Genomic DNA, 19525 nt, shown 5'->3' with positions numbered 1-19525 from the left:
TTACTCCATTGTCTTTTCTGCAAACAGCTGTACCTGGATTTCCCCTTCTTCCGCCAGTTGTCGTACGGTCATCATAATATCTTTACGAATCTGTTCGATTCGGCTTACAGGTACGGGCCCCATTCGCGCCGTTGTGGATTGCAACAGTGCCACCTGACGTTTCGGCATGACGTTGAAGATGGTCTGACGCAGAACCGGCTCGGTGCCTTTTAATGCCACAGCCCATTCCTCAATCGGAATCTCTTCCATCAGGCGTTGCAGGGTTGCCGGTGTCTGGCGGCTGAGGATAAAGAATTCGTACATCTCTTCTTCCAGTTCATCCACCACTTCGGCATCCCGTTCCCGCAGCTGATCCAGCAGTTGCTGCTGATTAGTCGGAATACGGTTAACGATGTTAGCCGCATGTTTGATGCCGAGAACTTTAGAACCATGTTCAGAAAGAACGGCGACACCGCGTTCAATCAGGCGGTCGAGTTCATCGATAACATCACGGTTAATGTCATCAAGGCGGGCAATGCGCCAGACGATCTCATCCTGACGTTCCTGAGGCAGCACGCTGAGTACGCAGGCAGCCACATCCGGCGGCAGGAAGGCAAGAAATACCGCCTGCATTTGCAAATGTTCCTGCTCAATCAGTGCGGCCAGTTGGGGGACATCTACCCATTGCAAGCGCGCCATGCGATGACGTATTTCGTCACCGTAAATACCGTTTATCACGCTGCTGGCAATTTCACCCCCAAGCGCTTTTTCAAGAATGCCGCGTAAGTAAGTACGCGATGCCCCATTGATGCCACTCTGCTCACGGTAATCATCAAAAAAGTTATTCATTGCATTGCGAGCATGATCGACCTTAATGCCATGCAAGCGTGCCATCGTGTCACTCAGCAACAGAACCTCATCCCGATTCATCTTTTGCATTACTCTGGCAGCGGCTTCTTCCCCCACACTGAGCAATAAAATGGCGGCCTGTTCCAGGCGGTTCCTTCCCGTTTTAACACTGCTTTTACTATTCTTGTTTATTAGTAGTTCGCTCATTACTGTTAACCCATTGTTTCAGCACTTCAGCAACACGTTCAGTTTCTTTCTCTGCCAACATTTGCAGATATTCCACTTTGGTTTCCAGGCCGGAACTTTGCGGTGGCAGCTCGGTATCCTTATTGAATGCGGCCCCGGGCAGACCCTGAAGGCCCGCGTCAGTGGCGATCAGTTCTTTTGCTGGCGCTGTATCTGGAACGATGACGTCTTTCTCCTGGTTTTCGATAAGGTCATTTCGGCCAAAGCGTTGTGCCAGGGGGCGCACGCCAAATATCAGGGTGAGCAGTGCCAGGATGCCAATACCGCCATTTTGTCCCCAGTACTGAATTGACGGGTCCTGCCACCATTGCAGTTCCGGCACTACATCGGTCGCCAGGTGAACAAACGCCATCTTGTTAAGGGTCAGCGAGTCTCCTCGGGCCTTTTCGATGCCTGCAGCCTCCTCAACCAGACGTGTCAGCGTGCTGAGTTGCTCTGGCGTCATTTTTGCTAAGGCCTCTGCGTTTTCGTTCAGCGCCACCGCGACGCGAAGTTTTTCCAGCTTGTAACCTGGATGACGGATATGGCGGATATCACGGTCAAACGCATACTTGCGTTGTTGCTGGCTACGGCTGGAAAGTGAACGTGGGTCGTTGTTCTGCGGTTGCTGCTGAGATTGTTCCCCGGTCTGGGGCGCTGCTGGCACGGTCTGCTGGGCTGGCGCAGGTGACGGGTTAACGGGTCGATTGCTTAACGAACCCGGGATGCCAATCGCCAGTTCGTTGGTGCTGTTCTCCTGAGAGATATTTTCGTCGCTGACTTTTGGCTCTGAACCCAGGCGTTCTTGTGTCTCTTCTACACTGCTCATATCGACGGTGGGCGTCACGCTAATACTGTAGTTTTCACTGCCAAAAAGTGGATTAAGCAACTTAGCAATATTGGCCGTCGTTTCTTGTTTAATTCGCCCAGTCACATCCCGTGCCTGGCGCAGACTGGCAACGTTACTGGCGCCCTGCGGACCATTGTCAGACAGCAGATTCCCTGCCTGATCGACAACACGAACGCTGCTGGCTTGCATACCGGGCACCGAGCCAGCGACCAGTTGCACGATAGCCGCCACCTGTTGCTCATCAAGCTGTTTTCCATAGTGTAATTGCAGTACGACGGAGGCACTGCTTTGCGGCTTATGGGTTAACACAAATGAACTCGATTCACTCAGCCCCATATGAACCCGCGCTGATTCAACCGGATCAAGCGCCATAATGCTACGTGCCAGTTCACCTTCCAGGCTGCGTTTATAACGGACATTCTGAACAAACTGGCTGCTGCCGAGCATCTCGTCTTTATCCATCAGCTCGTAGCCATCGGGCATCACCGCCGTAATACCTTTAGCCGCCAGTGCCATACGCGCACGTGGTAACTGATTTTCCCGGATCAGAATCTGACCATTGTCGGGGTTAACGCGATAGGCAATGGCTTCCGCACCAAGAACCTCAACAACCTGGGCGACGGGAATGCGTTCCTGACTGCCGTAAAGTGGCACGTAGCCATGGCTGGTGCGCCAAAGGGAAAAAACAATCGCCATCCCCAGCAAAAAACCACCAACAGTAATGAGCCACTTTGGTTTTAGCAGGCCCACAGGAAGTGATGATTCTGAAAACTTTTCTTTTAACTTATTCAGCACGAGAAGACCTTACAGCGAAGTATTCATGACTTCGTCGAGTGCGGTGGTGAGTTTATTACGGACCTGCATCATGGCTGAGAACATAACACTCGCTTTTTGTGTTTCAATCATGGCACCCGCCAGATCGTCGCTCTGCCCCATTTCAATCGCCTGCTGTTTTGCAGCGGCGGCATGTTGCACAGCGTCAACATTGTCAATGGCCTGATTCAGCACCTGCGAAAAGGAATAAGCGTTCGTCGCCGCCGTCTCAGAAAAGGATGAGGCCAAAACCGTTGACGGTGCTGCCGGATGAATGCCTGATGACGCCAATGCAGCAGCCTGTTGCATTTTTGCCAGCATCGCCTGCTGGCTTGCCCCTATATCGAAACCGATGGTGTTAATCTTGTTCAATGCTTCAATCTCTTACGCCTGTTATGAGTAATATTCAGCGTCAATGCCTTCTTCACGCATCGATGCCAACCGGTAACGTAATGCACGTGGTGTAATGCCTAAGCACTGAGCCGTTTTCGATTTATTACCGTTATGGCGCTTCAGTAATTCAATAATGTACTGATACTCAGCCAGTCGGCCGTGGAGTTTTACATTGCTCATTGCGGAGGCTGGCACTGAAAGCTGTTCACGATATTCTGGCATTATGTCTGGACCGGGTTTTTCCAGTGACCTGCGTAAAGGAAGACCAAGATCACTGGCGGCGATCTCTTCACCATTACTTAAAATCATTCCGCGTTGAATAACATTTTCCAACTCACGCACATTGCCGGGCCAGTCGTATTCCAGTAAGACCTGACGCGCCTCATCGCTTAACTGCATATTCCCTTTATGGAAATCTTTGTATTTAGCAATAAACCTGAGTGCCAAAGGAATAATGTCTCGACGTCGCTCACGCAGCGGTTTGATATGAATAGGCACAACGGAAATACGATAAAACAGATCCTGGCGGAAACGCCCTTCAGCAATCTCTTTTTGAAGATCTTTATTGGTGGAGGCTATTAGCCGAATATCTAACGGGATGCGTTTATTACTTCCCAGCCGTTCGACTTCCTGCTCCTGCAAAACACGCAATAATTTTGCCTGTAACGCTAACGGCATATCGCCAATTTCATCCAGCAATAATGTTCCGCCATTGGCTTGTTCAAACTTACCGGCAACGCCCGTCACTGCCCCAGTGAAAGCGCCCTTTTCATAACCAAACAGGACAGCTTCCAGCATGCTTTCTGGAATTGCGGCACAGTTAACCCCCACATAGGGTGCATCCGAACAGCCCGAGGCTTTTTCATGAATGTAACGCGATACGCACTCTTTTCCCGTCCCCGTCTCACCTGTGATGAGTACAGCAACATTGAAGTTCGCCACGCGGCGAGCTAATGAAAATACACTTAAGCTTTCTGGCGAACTGGCCACAAATTTGTTTTCATCGCGCACATCGCACTCATTCAAAAAACGCATAACAATCCACCACTCATCACTTTTCATTTACCTTTCGCAGACCTGAAAGCCTATATCGCCTCAGGACAGCGAACGCATTTATAATGCAACCACTAATTCAAAAAAAGAGGGGAATAAGAATGATTGCCGAAGACTTCTTTTAATTGGCCTTAGTTTATCCATGCAAAACAACCTGTCGCGCTATTAATTGGTATTAATTTTTTAATCGTTTAAAATCAGTAAGTTACGATTATAATAAGATGTAATTAATAATTTAAGTATAATGAATTAATAATTCATGGTTTATTGACCCGCTTATTAAAAAAGGGTTTAATTCACCTCTGTTATAAAACAAAAAGCAGTGAGACAGAAAAGCAATACTGGATAAGCACCCATAACAATTCCGGTTTGGAAAACCTGATCCAGGTCAAATCATCGGCATTGTAATTCATTGCTCATCATTTTCATGCGGAACAAGTATGCACGTAGCGCCTCAAAGAATAAAAATATACCAGCGTCAGGAACTCACTGACATCGTGAAGCTTGATGTCAGTAAGCTTGGTCGGCCCTGGCATAAATTACCGAAAGTGATGAATGATAACTTTGATATCTTTGATTCACGCATCAGTATTTATTTTCTCAAGAAGCTACGGGTTAATATTGCGTTAAAATCATTGTCATTTAGTATCGATCAAGCCTATAAAAACACACAAATTTTCTCTACCTGTTTTGGTTCAATTGCCTTTGATATTGAACGCCCCCTTCTGCTGCAAATACTTCATGACTATTATGGGCTCGGTAAAGACAACAACAATTTAACACCAGATATTAATCAGCCCGTAACAAAGACAGAAGGACGTTTAAAAACAAAAATCGGCCTTGACCTTACCAACCTGCTCATTGATAGCGAAATTTTTGGTCAGGACATTGCAATAAAAAGTGACAGCACGACGGTAATGACGCAATGGGCATGGTGCGTAACTTTTACGCTTGAGGGCTATGAACATGGCAATTTTACCCTGTTATTCGATGACAACCATGTTGATCAGTTATTAGCCAAAATACGCGCACCGGAAAAAAATATGGCTGTCGCGCCGCAAACGCCACCGACTCAGGCACAACTGGAGCGACTGTTTCACAGCATGCCTTTGAAGTTAAACGGTAAGGTCGCAAGCCTGAATTTAACGATTGCTCAGTTATCAAAGATAAAACCCGGGGATATTATTCCTGTCCTTATTAATGATCCTGTCCCGGTTTTTATTGGGAAAGAGCAAATCTTTGATGCTGAAATCGCCGAAGACCGAGGCAAGTTATTTTTTTGTGAATTTAATGACAGAACTATCGAGAAATATCATGAGTGATGCACAACAAGACCTTAGCCAGTCCCTGGATTTTGATGACCTGAACATTGGCGACATCGCACGCGAAAAAACAGTTGAAGGTAACATCCGGCTTGATATTCAGGAAAAACCAGACGTCGTCAATGAAAATGATGACTTACGCAAAATCGCGCTATTCAGTCGTATCCCGGTTAACCTGACGCTGGAAGTCGCTTCGGTCGAAATATCACTCGCAGATTTGCTAACGGTTAACCATGATTCAGTTATTGAACTGGATAAAATGGCAGGCGAAGCCCTGGATATTAAAGTCAATGGTATTTTATTCGGCAAGGCGGAAGCCGTCATGCTGAATGATAAATATGGTTTGCGTATCCTGGAGTTCAACAGTAACAATTTGGGCGAACTGACACGATGAATCCGTTGCGCAAAACCGGCACGTTTTCGCTGCTACTGTCTGGTTTGCTTTTTTCACCGTTGCTGTATGCCGCACAAGGCGATGTCACCCTGCTCAGTACCGCAGTTACTGAAGGGGGTCAGGACTACAACGTAAAGATTGAAATCCTGATTCTGATGACATTGCTGGGGCTGCTGCCGCTCATGGTATTGATGATGACCTGCTTTACGCGATTCATTATCGTCCTGGCTATTTTACGGCAGGCGCTCGGCCTGCAACAAAGTCCACCCAATAAGATTCTCACCGGTATTGCACTGGCGCTGACGCTACTGATTATGCGTCCAGTCTGGACGACGGTTTATCAGGATGCCATCGTGCCATTTCAGCGCGATGAAATCACCCTGAAACAGGCGCTTAGCAAAGCAGAAACGCCCTTTAAAAATTTTATGCTGTCACAAACCAATACAAAAGCCCTGTCCCAAATGATGACCATTGCCAGGGTGACAGGCGAACCGCAAGCACAAGATCTTACGATTATCACCCCTGCCTATCTGCTGAGTGAGTTAAAGACCGCCTTTCAGATTGGTTTTATGATTTACATCCCCTTCCTGGTCATCGATTTAATTGTTGCCAGTATATTGATGGCTATGGGGATGATGATGTTATCGCCGTTGATTGTTTCCCTGCCTTTTAAGCTGATGCTTTTTGTGCTGTGTGATGGCTGGACGCTGATTGTCGGCACCCTGACATCCAGCGTGCAGGGGCTTTAATCATGGTCACAATGGACATTGCCGGCGATATTATGGCGGGAGGCATCAAGCTGGTGCTTATCATCTCTGCCGTGGCGATTATTCCCAGCTTGATTGTCGGCCTGTGCGTCAGCATCTTCCAGGCGACCACCCAAATCAACGAACAAACACTCAGTTTTTTACCCCGTCTGTTGGTGACGCTGACCGTGTTAATCGTTGGCGGAAAATGGATGCTTACCCAACTGGTGGATTTTACCGTCACGCTTTTTCAGCAGGCAGCGGCGCTGGTAGGTTGATGGCGATGAGCATTGATATTCATACCCTGACAGACCCGCTACTGGCGCTGGTGTTTCCTTTTACCCGCATCATGGCATTTATCCACTTTTGCCCGGTACTGGATAACAGTGCATTTAGCCGACGAATAAAAATCGCGATGGCCCTGACGCTGGTCGTGGTGATAACGCCGATGCTGCCGGAAAAAATTCTGCCTGGCTCACTGCTCTCGGTGCGCACGATACTGTTAATCGGTGAACAACTGTTATGGGGTTTACTGTTTGGCATGTCGCTGCAGTTGGTTTTCGTTGCGTTACAGACCGCCGGACATATTTTATCCATGAATATGGGATTGGGTATGGCCACGATGAACGATCCGGTTAATGGCAGCTCAACTACGGTTATTTCCCAAATCATTTATACCTTCTGCGGATTGCTGTTTTTCGTTATGGATGGGCATTTACTGGTCGTCACCATTTTATATAAAGGGTTTATCTGGTGGCCGATAGGAACAGCTATTACCTCCCCGCAATTGATGTTTATTGCTCAGGGGCTGGGCTGGATCATGTCTTCAGCCACGCTGATCGCGCTTCCCACGACATTTGTGATGTTAATTGTGCAGGGCGGGTTCGGGCTGCTTAATCGCGTCTCTCCCACCCTTAATCTTTTTTCGCTGGGCTTTCCGATTAGCATGCTGTTTGGCCTGCTGTGTATTTCAATGATGATCACCAATATCCCTGATCATTACCTCAATCTGACCAATGACATTCTGGCAAGAATGGAAGCCATGAGGAATGACTGATGGCTGCGTCTGGTGATAAAAGCGAAAAACCTACCGCGCAAAAACTACGTAAGGCGCGAAATAAAGGCGATCTTCCCCGTTCCAAAGATCTGACGATGGCTGCCGGCCTTCTGACCTCTTTTATTACGCTGAGTGCTTTTTTCCCCTACTACAAACACCTGATTGAAGAATCATTTACCGCAGCAGGAACAATGGCAAGCCAGATCAAAGACGACGATGTTCTCGGTCAGTTTCTGTTGATTAACGTTTGGGTTTTGCTGCGTTTTATCGCCACGCTCACCCCGATTCCCGTTGCCTGCATTGTGGCCAGTCTGGTGCCGGGCGGTTGGTTATTTACGCTGGAAAAACTCAAGCCTGATTTAAAAAAAATAAATCCGATCAGCGGATTAAAACGCATGTTTTCAGCCAGTCATTATGTTGACGTCGGAAAAATGCTGCTGAAATGCGGCATTATTCTGGCCGTGCTCTATTGCATGATACACAACGCCCTGAATCCGCTGCTGCACCTTCAGCGTCTCAATCTGAATCAGGCCATTCATCAGGGGCTTGGCATTCTGCATGGTGTGCTGATCTACTTTATCGCCGTGATCATTGTCTTCGCGTTTTTAGACGTTCCGCTCAGTAAATTCATGTTTACAAAAAAAATGCGCATGACGAAGCAAGAGGTTAAAGAAGAGTACAAAAATAATGACGGTAATCCTCAGGTTAAAGGGCGTATTCGCCAGTTACAACGGCAGATGGCAATGGGGCAGATCAACCGTGCCGTTCCTGAAGCCGATGTGATTATTACTAACCCTACCCACTTTGCCGTTGCACTTAAATATGACCCAGACAAGGCAGAAGCCCCCTATATTGTGGCAAAAGGCATGGATGATATTGCCCTTTATATCCGTGAAGTAGCCCAGCAGCACGAGGTGGAAGTCGTGGAATTTCCGCTGCTGGCGCGCGCTGTTTATCACACTACCCGCGTTAATCAGCAGATTCCGGCCCAGCTGTTTCGTGCCATCGCACATGTTCTGACTTATGTCATGCAACTGAAGTCATGGCGAACAGGTCAGTTGATGTCCAAACCCCATCTGAACAAACAAATAACGATTCCGAAAGAGGTACTTAAAGCCCATGGCGACCGGTAAGTTACAGCAAATCCTTGCTCTAATCCGCAGAGGCAATATTGGCATTCCGATATTACTGCTTAGCGTGCTGGCAATGGTGATGTTGCCTTTATCACCCTTAATGCTGGATATTTTATTTACCTTCAATATTGTGCTGTCTGTGATTGTCTTACTGGTGGCGGTCAATATGCAACGTCCTCTGGACTTTGCGGTCTTCCCGACGCTGCTGCTGATCACCACGCTCATGCGTTTGACCCTTAACGTCGCTTCAACACGCGTGGTATTACTGCATGGACATGAAGGCGAAGGTGCCGCAGGTCAGGTCATCGAGGCCTTTGGGCAGGTCGTGATCGGCGGTGATTTTGTCGTCGGTTTTGTCGTGTTTATGATCCTGATGATCATCAACTTTGTGGTTGTCACCAAAGGTGCAGAACGTATTTCCGAAGTCTCGGCGCGTTTTACGCTGGATGCATTGCCGGGTAAGCAGATGGCGATTGATGCCGATCTGAATGCAGGATTAATTGATCAACAAAAAGCAAAAGCCCGTCGTAAAGAGGTCGCGAAAGAAGCGGACTTCTATGGCTCAATGGACGGCGCCTCTAAATTTGTCCGTGGTGACGCCATCGCCGGCATCATGGTGCTGATCATTAACGTGATTGGTGGTATTTGCATCGGTATTTTTAAATACGATCTTGATGCCAGCCATGCCTTTCAGCAATATGTTTTACTCACCATTGGTGACGGTCTTGCGGCACAGATCCCTTCCCTGCTGCTGGCAACGGCTGCCGCCATCATTGTTACCCGGGTGAGTGACGGCAACAATATCAGCGATGAGATAAAAACGCAGCTCTTAGCCAGGCCACAGGTGCTTTATACCGCTGCGTTTGTGATGTTTATTCTGTCCATTGTGCCCGGCATGCCCCACGTTGCGTTTCTGTGTTTTACCGCGCTGCTGTTGTTTGCCGCCTGGCGACAAAGTAAAGCGATTAAACCGGCACAAGAAGACGTTGATTACGATGCGATTAACGCCGCGCTGAACGACGATAGTGCGACGAAGATCGGCTGGGAAAACATCCCCCTGGTTGAACCTATTGGTCTTAACCTGGGCTATAAGTTAGTGAGTCTGATTGACAGCAGTAAAGGGAATCCGCTTTCACAGCGTATCCGTGGTGTGCGTCAGGTCGTTTCTGAACAGTGCGGTATCCTGTTACCTGAGATTCGGATTCGTGAAAACTTTCGCCTCAAACCCGCTCAATATGCCATCTATATTAATGGTATTCGCCTGTCGGTGGGCGAAGTCCATGCGGATAAACTGATGGCGATTCCCGGCACAGAGTTATATGGCGAAATCGATGGCGTGCTCGATATCGATCCCGCCTACGGAATGGCAATTGTATGGATAGATCCGAATCAAAAAGCACATGCGCTCAATCTTGGCTATCAGGTGGTCGATTGCGCCAGTGTGGTCGCTACCCACGTCAATAAAGTTGCCCGGCAATACTTACCTGACCTTTTTAACTACGATGACATTACGCACTTACATGCGCGACTGGCACAGCAGGCGCCCAAATTAACGGAGGATCTGACCCACGCCCTGAACTTCAGTGTCCTTCTGCGTGTTTACCGTCAGCTATTGCTGGAGCAGGTTTCGCTAAAGGATATTGTGACAATAGCCGCCACTCTGCTGGAAAGTTCAGCGGTAACGAAAGATCCCCTTTTACTCGCTGCTGATGTGCGCTATGCGCTACGTCGGGCCATCATCCACAGCATTAATGGCGATCGTAAACACTTATCGGCGTACACGCTCGATAATAATTTAGAAAGTATTTTGCTGAGTGCACTTAATCAGTCGCAGCAGGCGGGGAAAGTTGCGCTGGACAGTTTCCCTGTCGACCCTAATATACTGACGCAGCTTCAAAACACCATGCCCATGATTCAGGAACAAATGAAAGCGAAAGGATTACCGCCGCTGTTACTGGTGACGCCACAGCTACGTCCGCTTATTTCACGCTACAGCCGCTTGTTTGCGAGTGGCTTACATGTGCTTTCCTATAATGAAGTTCCTGATGACAGTGATTTAAACATTGTGGGCACCGTGGCATAGCCTCTTCCACAAAAAATACCTGGCCAGACCTGATGGCGGTTCTGGCCAGCTACCGGCGGATGCCCTCTCTGTCATGCCGATCCTCTATATTCTTCTTGTGGCAGTGTGATTTTTATTTTCATAAGGTTAAGTACGCCAGGGGTTGTGTCGTTTTTTAATATATTCATTTATTTAATGAGGCTTACATGGAAAAAAGTTCACATTACGTGGTTCAGTGTATCGAAAAGAACAAAATCGATGCGGGTATTGATTTTATGATCCAGCCCATTTTTGATCTTTCCCGTGTCGCCTGTATCGGCGGCGAAGTACTGGTTCGGGGAAAACATCGCCGTAATGTTGTTCCACCTAATTTTTTCATCAGCCAACTCGAAGCGACAGGCGGCATATTACTCATGGGTGATTATATTATGGTCCGGCTGTTCGAATTTATTGCTGAACAACCGCGAGAAATAAAGGATAAGCAGATATTCACTCTTAATGTTTCTCAGGTTCAGTTAAACGATAGCGCTTTTGCAGCTCGCGCGAACGGCCTGCTGGAGCAATATCAGATAACACCACAGCAGATTATATTTGAAGTCACCGACAGCGCTGAACAACCTGAGCAGACAATGATAGATAATCTTCAACAGCTAAGGGACGCGGGTGCTAATCTTGCCTGGGATGGCATAGACTGTCTTGATAAGCTGAAAAGAAAACTGGACACCTTTCAGCCTGATTATATTAAGCTGGACAGAAGTTGCCTTGCCAGTAATAACCTCAATGACACGTTCATGATGCTCGAATATCTGGATAGTTATGATTGCGATGTTATTGTCGAAGGTGTGGAGAACTATACTCACATTTCTACCATGCTTCATCGTGGGGTAAAATATGGGCAAGGTTTTCTTTTTTCTCGTCCTGTCAGTAAAGAGCAGTTTCAAAAAGAATACATGGTGCCTGTTTAACCCTTTCATCAGGTAATGATATGTCGCCTTGGCTTCAGTAACGGGCGGGATATTTTGTCATGCTCAGCGTCGGATCAGATGACATTATTGTCTGATCATAAGCGTAAAAAAGGTGCGCCTTAGCGCACCAGGTGCAACAAATCAGCACTGTCGGGGTTTTTACCCCTTGCCTTTAACACTGCTGATAAATGTTTGCCGCGCGGACGTCGAGCCGAGCCGTTCGGCCTCATCCAGCAGTTTAAGCGCTTTATCAATATTGCCCTGCGCCACCGCCTGGCGAATGTTGTCGTTAAAATAGCTTTCGGTGTCTTGCACAATCGGCTGCGCCTTCACGGCAGGTGCCGCAACGGGTGCGCGACTGCTTACTGTCGCCTGACTGTTGCCTACCGTCACCGGCGCGGGGCCAGACGATCCAAACAGCGGCCCAACCAGTATCGATGAATCCTGGCGGGTACTCAGCTTGATTTTTAACGTGCCAGATGTTGTATGACGGGCAATGGGATCGGGGATATCCGGTACCGCATGGCCTGTGCCTTTTGCATAGGCTTTTGCCGGATCGAGCAGCGTCGTGGTTTGGGCAAGATCCTTCTCCGTGGTGAACACCAACAGATAGATTTTTTGCTGTCCGGGCACTGGCGTCAGCTTCATCATCCCTTCAAGCCGGTCGGCAGCCATCACTCCCGGTTGCTGATAAGAAAACCAACGGCTCGGAAACCAGGCAGCCGGACGCAGATTTTCATCCAGGATAAGCACATTGGGCGCAAAGACCTGGTTCTGCTGTACCTCACTGCTTAAGGTGATTGTTAGCTCACCCACATTGGCGGGCAGGCTGTAAGCGGCGACCGGGCCAGTGATACCGGCAAGGTTCAGCTGGCTGTTACCCGGCGGTAAGGTTGTCACCTGCGGGCGAGACATATCCAATGGCTGCCAGTGAATGTGCTGCAGACTGGACGCCGGAATAGCGGGCGCGGCAGAGACATCCTGCGGCATCAGATTGATCTCGGCGCTTGCCGTCACGCTGTGCCCTGCCAGCAGCAGCGCGCTCAGGCAAAGTGCGGTGAATGTTTTATACGTTTTCATTTTTAACCTCAAAGAATGGCAGGCCGCGCCATGCCAGGCAATAGCCGCCGCGGCCTGAAAGTCATAGCGAAACGGTTAGCGTGAATGACTCAGCGAAGGGATCACCACCAGATTTCCATTTGCGCGCCAAAGGTCCACTCATCATTATTGCCGCGGCTGTTGGTGAACAGGCCATTTCCTGTAGTGTCTTTGGACGCTAACGTGGTGATATCGCCGGACGCGTCCTTGTTATAACCCCACTTCTCATCCCATTTGGCATAGGTGGCAAATACCCGCAGCGCCGGACGTGACCAGATGCTGTCGCCCGCCTGCCACTGCTGTGCCAGGGTGATTTTGTACTGGCCGTTGCGTTCGTTAACCTGTTGGGATTTCACGTTGTCATAACCGACTTCCAATAAGGTGCTCATAATCGGCGTCCATTTGTACATGGGCCGCACGCCAACGGTGTACCACTCGTTACCGCGGTTGTTATCCAGATCGGTGTTTTGGTACATCGCGACATACATCAGGTCCCAGCGCTCGGCCAGGGTGATGGCACCGTGATCCAGCACCCGATACATCTTGCCGTTGTTATTAATATTGCTGCCCTGTGCCAGTCCCTTGCCCTGCGACGTCAATGCGTCGGTCGCATACTGCAGCACAAATTTGTTGTAGCCTTTGAGCATGCTCTGCGTATGTTCAGCGGTGAACAACCAGCCATCTCTGGATGCGCCATCCTCTAAGCGGTAGCCGTCACGCGCGTTGGCACGGCCATAATCCACGCCCAGCTCCAGCACGCCGTTCGGGTTGGTTTCCAACCCGGCGAGACGGACGTCAAACACATCATCTGCGGTGCTGGTGGCGTAGTCACGAATCCGATCGTTTGAAAAGGTGTAAGATCCGCCCGCTTCCGATGAGCGCGTGGCAGCGAACGAGAGTTTACCGAAGCCCAGATCGACATCTTCCAGACCGGCACCCGGGCCGGAGATATCCCAGTAGTAGAAATCGATCATATGAACGTCATGACGCTGGTAGAAACGTTTACCGGCCCAGATGGTGGAGCCTGGCAGCGCATCAATCAGGTTTTTACCTTTGACGTTCGCCTCACGGAAAGCGGGTGAGGTGGATTCCCAGTCATTTTGCTGTGAAACGGAGTACGCCACGTTGGTATCGAAATAGAAGCTCTTGTCGCCCTCTTTCCACACTTCCTGGCCCAGCTTCAGCTCAGCGTAGGTTTCGCACTCGTTACCCAGACGGTATTTACTTTGAGCGCCAGTAGCCTGGAAGCATTGCTGCTCGCCGCCGCTGCCCGTCCAGCCGATGCCGGAACGAGCATAACCGGTAAAATCCACCGCCATAAGTGGCGAAGACAGCGTGCCTGTCGCCAGCGCCACGGCAAGGGAAAGTTTGCGCAGAGTTAACATTTTCGATCTCCTGAGGTCATTGCTTTTATTGTTTTTCCGGACTAAATACCGGGCTCCTGATGCAGCCTGCGACACGCGCGTCCGTCCTCGCGGAACAGATGACAACGCTCGGGTGGCAAGCCAATGCCCATCGTGGCGCCCTCTTTTACCAACACCACGTCCTCCTGGCGGTACACCAGGTTTTGACGGATGGCGGGGATTTGGATGTGGATTTGAGTTTCGTGTCCCAGTTGCTCTACCACCTGCACTTCACCCTCAAGGGTGACGTCCGCGATATCACTGGACAGCAAATGTTCTGGCCGAATTCCTAATGACATATTGCTGCCGACCTGCACATCGGCGCTGTCTACTGGCAGCCAGACCAACTGGCTATTGGGCAGGCGCACCTGCACCTGATCAATCGCGGTGGCAGTGACCTTCACGGGGAGGAAATTCATTTTTGGCGATCCGATAAATCCCGCCACAAAACGGTTTGCCGGATAGTGATAAAGCTCCAGCGGTCGGCCCACTTGTGCCACATGACCGGCGTCCAGTACGACGATTTTATCGGCCAGCGTCATCGCTTCGATCTGGTCATGGGTGACATAAATCATCGTGCGCTTGAGGCGCTTATGCAGACGGGAGATCTCAATGCGCATCTGCACCCGCAACGCGGCATCCAGATTAGAAAGCGGTTCGTCCAGCAAAAACACGCGCGGTTCTGCAACCAACGTGCGGCCTATGGCAACGCGCTGACGCTGCCCGCCAGAGAGCGCCTTTGGACGGCGGTCAAGCAGGTGTGCCAGTTGCAGCACCTCAGCGACCTGCGTCACGCGTTGCGCTCGCTCGGCTTTTTTGACCCCCGCCAGCTTCAGGCCAAACGACATGTTTTCTGCCACAGTAAGATGGGGATAAAGGGCGTAAGACTGAAATACCATACCAATGCCCCGTTCCGCAGGCGGCACCTCATTCATCCGTTTATCGCCGATGAACAGATCACCACGGGTGATGGTTTCCAGACCGGCGATCATGCGCAACAGCGTGGATTTGCCGCATCCCGACGGCCCGACAAACACCACAAACTCCCCTTCGCCAATTTCCAGGCTGATGTTATTCGACACGACCGTGTCGCCCCAGGCTTTGGTGACATTGCGTAACACGACGCTCGCCATAGTGCTTTCCTCTTTACTCGCTAATGCAGCCTGCACGGCAGCGGACAGATTCTGGTGCCCACTATGCGTCGCGCGCTTAGCCGCCACATCCTCCACCGCCGTGCTTTAGCTGGGGGAGGAGACGGGAGGAGGAGAACGCCCCAGCGCACGCGAGCCGCCCTGTGCCGCACTGATTTTTGTGATCGGCAACGCAGTCTGGCCCCCACTTTTCTGTGAGCCATACCGTGATAACCCGGTCACTTTGCAACGGCGATCACAACTCAGCACGGGCAGGCGTAGACGTCAGGAGGATGAGAAGCCGGTCAGAACACGCAGAATGTGCTGCAAGCAACATGTTCGTTTCCGCTAACAGGATGGAGTGTTAAAGATGAAAACCGGCACTAAAATTTTGGCGCTGTCAGCCCTCTCGGCAGTGCTGTTCTCGGCCTCCGCAGTGGCGAAGATTGAAGAAGGTAAACTGGTCATCTGGATCAACGGCGATAAAGGCTATAACGGCCTGGCCGAGGTTGGAAAAAAGTTTGAACAGGAAACCGGTATTCACGTCACGGTGGAGCACCCGGATAAGATGGAAGAAAAATACCCGCAGGTAGCCGCAACCGGTGACGGCCCCGATATTATCTTCTGGGCACACGATCGCTTTGGCGGTTACGCGCAATCTGGCCTGTTAGCGGAAGTCTCGCCAGACAGCAGTTTCCAGCAAAAAATCTTCCCCTTTACCTGGGACGCGGTGCGCTTCAATGGCAAGCTGATCGGCTACCCGGTGTCGGTTGAGTCGCTGTCGCTGATTTATAACAAGGACCTGTTACCTGCTCCGCCGAAAACGTGGGAAGAGATGGCCGCACTGGATAAGACCCTGCGCGCAAAAGGCAAAAGCGCCATCATGTTTAATCTGCAGGAGCCCTACTTTACCTGGCCGCTGCTGGCCGCAGGGGGCGCTTATGCCTATCAATTGACCGACGGGCGCTATGACCTGAAAAACACCGGCGTCGACAATGCAGGGGCAAAAGCGGGTATGCAGTTCCTGGTGGATCAGGTTAAAGCCAGGGTGCTGAACGCCGATACGGATTATTCCATCGCAGAAGCCGCCTTCAATAAAGGCCAGACGGCGATGACCATAAACGGCCCCTGGGCCTGGAGCAATATCGATAAAAGCGGGATCAACTATGGCGTTGCGCCGCTGCCGACGTTAAAGGGTAAGCCCACGAAGCCTTTTGTTGGCGTGCTGAGTGCTGGCATCAATGCGGCCAGTCCAAATAAAGAGCTGGCAAAAGAGTTTCTGGAAAACTATCTGTTAACCGATTCAGGTCTTGAGGCGGTGAATAAAGACAAGCCGCTGGGCGCGGTCGCGCTGAAGTCCTATCAGCAAGTGCTGGAGAAAGATTCGCGTATTGCCGCCACCATGAACAACGCCCGCAACGGCGATATCATGCCCAATATCCCGCAAATGTCCGCGTTCTGGTACGCCATGCGCACCGCCACGCTGAACGCCCTGAGCGGTCGTCAGTCGGTTGATGCTGCGCTCAAGGATGCACAGTCACGTCTTAACAAGTAAATCGTCTAACGCAGGCCCGTTTTGCTGGCCTGCAACCTGCCGTTAAGGAAATCGGGTTATGTCAGAAAAACCGCAAGCGGGACGGCATCGTTCTCTGTTGAAAGGCGCACTGGTGGGCATTTGCTGTCTGCTGGTCGGTTACCTGCTGGTGCTGATGTACGCGCAGGGGGAATATCTGTTTGCCCTGCTGACGTTGGTCATGAGCGGACTGGGCATCTGGATTTATGCCAATCGTCGGGCCTACGCCTGGCGTTACGTTTATCCCGGCATCGCCGGAATGATGCTGTTTGTATTGTTTCCCCTGGCCTGCACGGTGGGCATTGCCTTTACCAACTACAGCAGCACTAACCAACTGACCCAGGAACGTGCGCAGCAGGTCCTGCTCAGCAGGCAATATCAGGACGGCGCGGGCCTGAATTTCAACCTGATATCGGCAGGCGACCGCTGGCAGTTGGTTCTTACCGACAGCACGGATAACCGAACCTGGGTATCACCGGCGTTTGACATTGCTCGCGTAGCGCACCTCAAGATGGTCAGCGCCCCTGCGCCTGCGGGCGAACGGGCAAACTTACGGGTGATCACGACACATCGTCAGGCACTGGCGAAGATTCGGGCTGAATTACCTGACGGTCGAGAGCTGGTCATGAGTTCTCTACGCCAGTTTTCCGGGACGCGCCCGCTGTATGTGATAACGGAGAGTCAAACGCTAAAAAACCAGCAAAGCGGCGTGACCTATCGCGCAAATCTGGATACCGGTTTTTATCAGGCGGTGGAGCCAAATGGCCATTGGGGGGAAGAACGCCTGAGTCCCGGCTTTACCGTCGGCGCGGGCTGGAAGAACTTTATTCGGGTGTTTACCGATGAGGGAATTCAAAAACCCTTCCTGGCGATCTTTGGCTGGACGATGATTTTCTCTTTGCTGACCGTGGTGCTGACGGTGGCGGTAGGCATGATTATGGCCTGTCTGGTGCAGTGGGAGGCGTTAAAAGGCAAAGCGGTTTATCGCGTAATGCTGATCCTGCCTTATGCGGTGCCCGCCTTTATCTCTATTTTGATCTTCAAGGGATTATTCAATCAGAGCTTTGGTGAGATCAACGTGATGCTCAACGCCCTGTTTGGTATCAAACCCGCGTGGTTCAGCGATCCCACGCTGGCGCGCGCCATGTTGATCATCGTGAACACCTGGCTGGGCTATCCCTACATGATGATTCTGTGCATGGGGCTGCTTAAGGCGATTCCGGAGGATTTGTATGAAGCCTCTGCGATGGACGGCGCCGGGCCGCTACAAAACTTCTTTCTGATTACGGTGCCGCTACTGTTAAAGCCGCTGACGCCGCTGATGATTGCCAGTTTTGCCTTTAACTTTAATAACTTTGTGCTGGTGCAGTTACTGACAAATGGCGCACCCGACAGACTCGGTACCACCACGCCTGCGGGTTATACCGACCTGCTGGTGAACTACACGTGGCGTATTGCCTTTGAAGGCGGTGGTGGTCAGGACTTTGGTCTGGCGGCGGCTATCGCCACGCTGATCTTCCTGCTGGTTGGCGCACTGGCGGTGATCAATCTGAAAGCCGTGCGGATGAAATTTGATTAAGGAGTCGTTATGGCGATGGTGCAACCCAAATCGCAAAAGTTACGTCTGTTGATGACGCATCTGCTGCTGCTGGCCTTTATCGCGGCAATACTGTTTCCGTTACTGATGGTGGTGGCAATTTCACTGCGCGCAGGCAATTTCGCCACCGGCAGTATCATTCCTGAACATATATCCTGGGAACACTGGCGGCTGGCGCTGGGTTTCAGCGTTCAGCATGCCGACGGCTCGGTTACGCCGCCGCCCTTTCCTGTTTTGCTGTGGCTGTGGAACTCGGTAAAGATTGCAGCCATCAGCGCGATGGGCATTGTGGCGCTGTCCACGACCTGCGCCTATGCGTTTGCCCGCATGCGCTTTAAAGGTCGCGAAAGCCTGCTAAAAGGCATGCTGATTTTTCAGATGTTCCCGGCGGTGCTCTCTCTGGTTGCGCTCTATGCCCTGTTTGATCGTCTGGGACAATACCTGCCGTTTATTGGGCTGAATACGCATGGCGGCGTGATCTTTGCCTATCTTGGCGGCATCGCGCTGCATGTCTGGACGATAAAGGGCTATTTTGAAACCATTGACGGTTCGCTGGAGGAAGCGGCTGCGCTGGATGGTGCGACGCCGTGGCAGACGTTTCGACTGGTGCTGCTGCCCTTGTCGGTGCCCATTTTAGCGGTAGTGTTTATTCTGGCGTTTATCGCTGCGGTGACTGAAGTGCCGGTGGCCTCGCTACTGCTGCGCGATGTCAACAGCTACACGCTGGCGGTGGGAATGCAGCAATACCTTAACCCGCAAAACTATCTGTGGGGCGATTTTGCCGCCGCCGCCGTTCTCTCTGCGATTCCTATTACCCTGGTGTTCCTGCTGGCGCAACGCTGGTTGGTGAACGGCCTGACCGCCGGTGGCGTGAAAGGCTGAT

Annotated in this window: 18 protein-coding genes; 11 read left to right on the top strand and 7 right to left on the bottom strand. The window is 50.8% G+C overall.

Features of this window, described 5'->3' with window-relative positions; translation table 11 throughout:
- Genes A6A26_RS15695 through A6A26_RS15680 form a run of 4 tightly spaced genes read right to left on the bottom strand, consistent with a single transcriptional unit; the run spans position 1 to position 4171 of the window.
- Positions 1 to 1035, bottom strand: a complete 1035-nt coding sequence (locus A6A26_RS15695) for a flagellar motor switch protein FliG (protein WP_063879593.1) — start codon at positions 1033 to 1035, stop codon at positions 1 to 3.
- On the bottom strand, positions 1007 to 2698 hold the full coding sequence (gene fliF / locus A6A26_RS15690; protein WP_063879592.1) for a flagellar basal-body MS-ring/collar protein FliF: 1692 nt from the start codon (positions 2696 to 2698) through the stop codon (positions 1007 to 1009). The genes A6A26_RS15695 and fliF overlap by 29 nt, the downstream gene beginning before the upstream one ends.
- 9 nt (positions 2699 to 2707) lie before the next feature.
- Positions 2708 to 3088, bottom strand: a complete 381-nt coding sequence (fliE, locus tag A6A26_RS15685; protein WP_063879591.1) for a flagellar hook-basal body complex protein FliE — start codon at positions 3086 to 3088, stop codon at positions 2708 to 2710.
- A gap of 21 nt (positions 3089 to 3109) precedes the next feature.
- Entirely contained in the window at positions 3110 to 4171 is a 1062-nt protein-coding gene (locus tag A6A26_RS15680; RefSeq protein WP_371559445.1) for a sigma-54 interaction domain-containing protein, read from the bottom strand.
- 431 nt (positions 4172 to 4602) lie between these two features.
- On the opposite strand from A6A26_RS15680, the gene A6A26_RS15675 reads away from it, so the two are divergent.
- From A6A26_RS15675 to A6A26_RS15640, 8 genes are all read left to right on the top strand, one after another.
- A complete protein-coding gene (locus tag A6A26_RS15675; protein WP_063879590.1) occupies positions 4603 to 5484 on the top strand; it encodes a FliM/FliN family flagellar motor C-terminal domain-containing protein in 882 nt (293 codons plus the stop codon).
- On the top strand, positions 5477 to 5878 hold the full coding sequence (locus A6A26_RS15670; RefSeq protein ID WP_063879589.1) for a FliM/FliN family flagellar motor switch protein: 402 nt from the start codon (positions 5477 to 5479) through the stop codon (positions 5876 to 5878). The genes A6A26_RS15675 and A6A26_RS15670 overlap by 8 nt, the downstream gene beginning before the upstream one ends.
- On the top strand, positions 5875 to 6627 hold the full coding sequence (gene fliP / locus A6A26_RS15665) for a flagellar type III secretion system pore protein FliP (protein ID WP_063879588.1): 753 nt from the start codon (positions 5875 to 5877) through the stop codon (positions 6625 to 6627). Before A6A26_RS15670 ends, fliP begins: the two co-directional genes overlap by 4 nt.
- A 2-nt stretch (positions 6628 to 6629) precedes the next feature.
- On the top strand, positions 6630 to 6902 hold the full coding sequence (fliQ, locus tag A6A26_RS15660) for a flagellar biosynthesis protein FliQ (protein WP_063879587.1): 273 nt from the start codon (positions 6630 to 6632) through the stop codon (positions 6900 to 6902).
- Between the two features lie 5 nt (positions 6903 to 6907).
- Positions 6908 to 7681 carry a flagellar biosynthetic protein FliR gene (locus A6A26_RS15655; protein ID WP_063881175.1) on the top strand — a complete coding sequence of 258 codons (774 nt, stop codon included), beginning with the start codon at positions 6908 to 6910 and terminating at the stop codon, positions 7679 to 7681.
- Positions 7678 to 8814 carry a flagellar biosynthesis protein FlhB gene (gene flhB / locus A6A26_RS15650; RefSeq protein ID WP_172823925.1) on the top strand — a complete coding sequence of 379 codons (1137 nt, stop codon included), beginning with the start codon at positions 7678 to 7680 and terminating at the stop codon, positions 8812 to 8814. Before A6A26_RS15655 ends, flhB begins: the two co-directional genes overlap by 4 nt.
- On the top strand, positions 8801 to 10897 hold the full coding sequence (locus tag A6A26_RS15645; RefSeq protein ID WP_063879585.1) for a flagellar biosynthesis protein FlhA: 2097 nt from the start codon (positions 8801 to 8803) through the stop codon (positions 10895 to 10897). The genes flhB and A6A26_RS15645 overlap by 14 nt, the downstream gene beginning before the upstream one ends.
- Positions 10898 to 11082: 185 nt before the next feature.
- Positions 11083 to 11841: an EAL domain-containing protein gene (locus A6A26_RS15640; protein ID WP_063879584.1), complete on the top strand. Its 759-nt coding sequence runs from the start codon at positions 11083 to 11085 to the stop codon at positions 11839 to 11841.
- 159 nt (positions 11842 to 12000) lie between these two features.
- Here the strand turns inward: A6A26_RS15640 and malM are convergent, their stop codons facing one another.
- The 3 genes from malM to malK form a co-directional block, all read right to left on the bottom strand.
- Positions 12001 to 12921, bottom strand: coding sequence for a maltose operon protein MalM (gene malM / locus A6A26_RS15635; RefSeq protein ID WP_063879583.1), 921 nt, complete (start codon positions 12919 to 12921; stop codon positions 12001 to 12003).
- Positions 12922 to 13022: 101 nt separating this feature from the next.
- Positions 13023 to 14324 (bottom strand): maltoporin, encoded by a 1302-nt coding sequence (locus tag A6A26_RS15630; protein WP_063879582.1) that lies wholly within the window; start codon positions 14322 to 14324, stop codon positions 13023 to 13025.
- A gap of 41 nt (positions 14325 to 14365) precedes the next feature.
- Positions 14366 to 15475 (bottom strand): maltose/maltodextrin ABC transporter ATP-binding protein MalK, encoded by a 1110-nt coding sequence (malK, locus tag A6A26_RS15625; RefSeq protein WP_063879581.1) that lies wholly within the window; start codon positions 15473 to 15475, stop codon positions 14366 to 14368.
- Positions 15476 to 15842: 367 nt separating this feature from the next.
- Between malK and malE the strand changes: the two genes are divergently transcribed.
- The 3 genes from malE to malG are packed head-to-tail and all read left to right on the top strand — an operon-like array spanning position 15843 to position 19524.
- Complete coding sequence (malE, locus tag A6A26_RS15620) at positions 15843 to 17027, top strand: maltose/maltodextrin ABC transporter substrate-binding protein MalE (RefSeq protein WP_063879580.1); 1185 nt, start codon at positions 15843 to 15845, stop codon at positions 17025 to 17027.
- A 58-nt stretch (positions 17028 to 17085) separates the two neighbouring features.
- On the top strand, positions 17086 to 18624 hold the full coding sequence (malF, locus tag A6A26_RS15615; RefSeq protein WP_063879579.1) for a maltose ABC transporter permease MalF: 1539 nt from the start codon (positions 17086 to 17088) through the stop codon (positions 18622 to 18624).
- 9 nt (positions 18625 to 18633) lie between these two features.
- Positions 18634 to 19524: a maltose ABC transporter permease MalG gene (malG, locus tag A6A26_RS15610; protein WP_063879578.1), complete on the top strand. Its 891-nt coding sequence runs from the start codon at positions 18634 to 18636 to the stop codon at positions 19522 to 19524.
- Position 19525 lies beyond the last annotated feature (1 nt).

Origin of the sequence: Pantoea sp. OXWO6B1 (assembly GCF_001641135.1) — a bacterium.
GTDB lineage: Bacteria > Pseudomonadota > Gammaproteobacteria > Enterobacterales > Enterobacteriaceae > Pantoea > Pantoea allii.
Note: the sequence above shows the minus strand (reverse complement) of the source record. Positions and strands in the feature narration are given on the sequence as shown.

What these genes read in the sequence shown, in the direction of transcription:
- A6A26_RS15695 (WP_063879593.1), bottom strand. Translation starts at nt 1,035, where the DNA reads ATGAGCGAACTACTAATAAACAAGAATAGTAAAAGCAGTGTTAAAACG.
- A6A26_RS15680 (WP_371559445.1), bottom strand. Translation starts at nt 4,171, where the DNA reads ATGAAAAGTGATGAGTGGTGGATTGTTATGCGTTTTTTGAATGAGTGC.
- A6A26_RS15675 (WP_063879590.1), top strand. Translation starts at nt 4,603, where the DNA reads ATGCACGTAGCGCCTCAAAGAATAAAAATATACCAGCGTCAGGAACTC.
- A6A26_RS15670 (WP_063879589.1), top strand. Translation starts at nt 5,477, where the DNA reads ATGAGTGATGCACAACAAGACCTTAGCCAGTCCCTGGATTTTGATGAC.
- fliP (WP_063879588.1), top strand. Translation starts at nt 5,875, where the DNA reads ATGAATCCGTTGCGCAAAACCGGCACGTTTTCGCTGCTACTGTCTGGT.
- fliQ (WP_063879587.1), top strand. Translation starts at nt 6,630, where the DNA reads ATGGTCACAATGGACATTGCCGGCGATATTATGGCGGGAGGCATCAAG.
- A6A26_RS15655 (WP_063881175.1), top strand. Translation starts at nt 6,908, where the DNA reads ATGAGCATTGATATTCATACCCTGACAGACCCGCTACTGGCGCTGGTG.
- A6A26_RS15645 (WP_063879585.1), top strand. Translation starts at nt 8,801, where the DNA reads ATGGCGACCGGTAAGTTACAGCAAATCCTTGCTCTAATCCGCAGAGGC.
- A6A26_RS15640 (WP_063879584.1), top strand. Translation starts at nt 11,083, where the DNA reads ATGGAAAAAAGTTCACATTACGTGGTTCAGTGTATCGAAAAGAACAAA.
- malM (WP_063879583.1), bottom strand. Translation starts at nt 12,921, where the DNA reads ATGAAAACGTATAAAACATTCACCGCACTTTGCCTGAGCGCGCTGCTG.
- A6A26_RS15630 (WP_063879582.1), bottom strand. Translation starts at nt 14,324, where the DNA reads ATGTTAACTCTGCGCAAACTTTCCCTTGCCGTGGCGCTGGCGACAGGC.
- malK (WP_063879581.1), bottom strand. Translation starts at nt 15,475, where the DNA reads ATGGCGAGCGTCGTGTTACGCAATGTCACCAAAGCCTGGGGCGACACG.
- malE (WP_063879580.1), top strand. Translation starts at nt 15,843, where the DNA reads ATGAAAACCGGCACTAAAATTTTGGCGCTGTCAGCCCTCTCGGCAGTG.
- malF (WP_063879579.1), top strand. Translation starts at nt 17,086, where the DNA reads ATGTCAGAAAAACCGCAAGCGGGACGGCATCGTTCTCTGTTGAAAGGC.
- malG (WP_063879578.1), top strand. Translation starts at nt 18,634, where the DNA reads ATGGCGATGGTGCAACCCAAATCGCAAAAGTTACGTCTGTTGATGACG.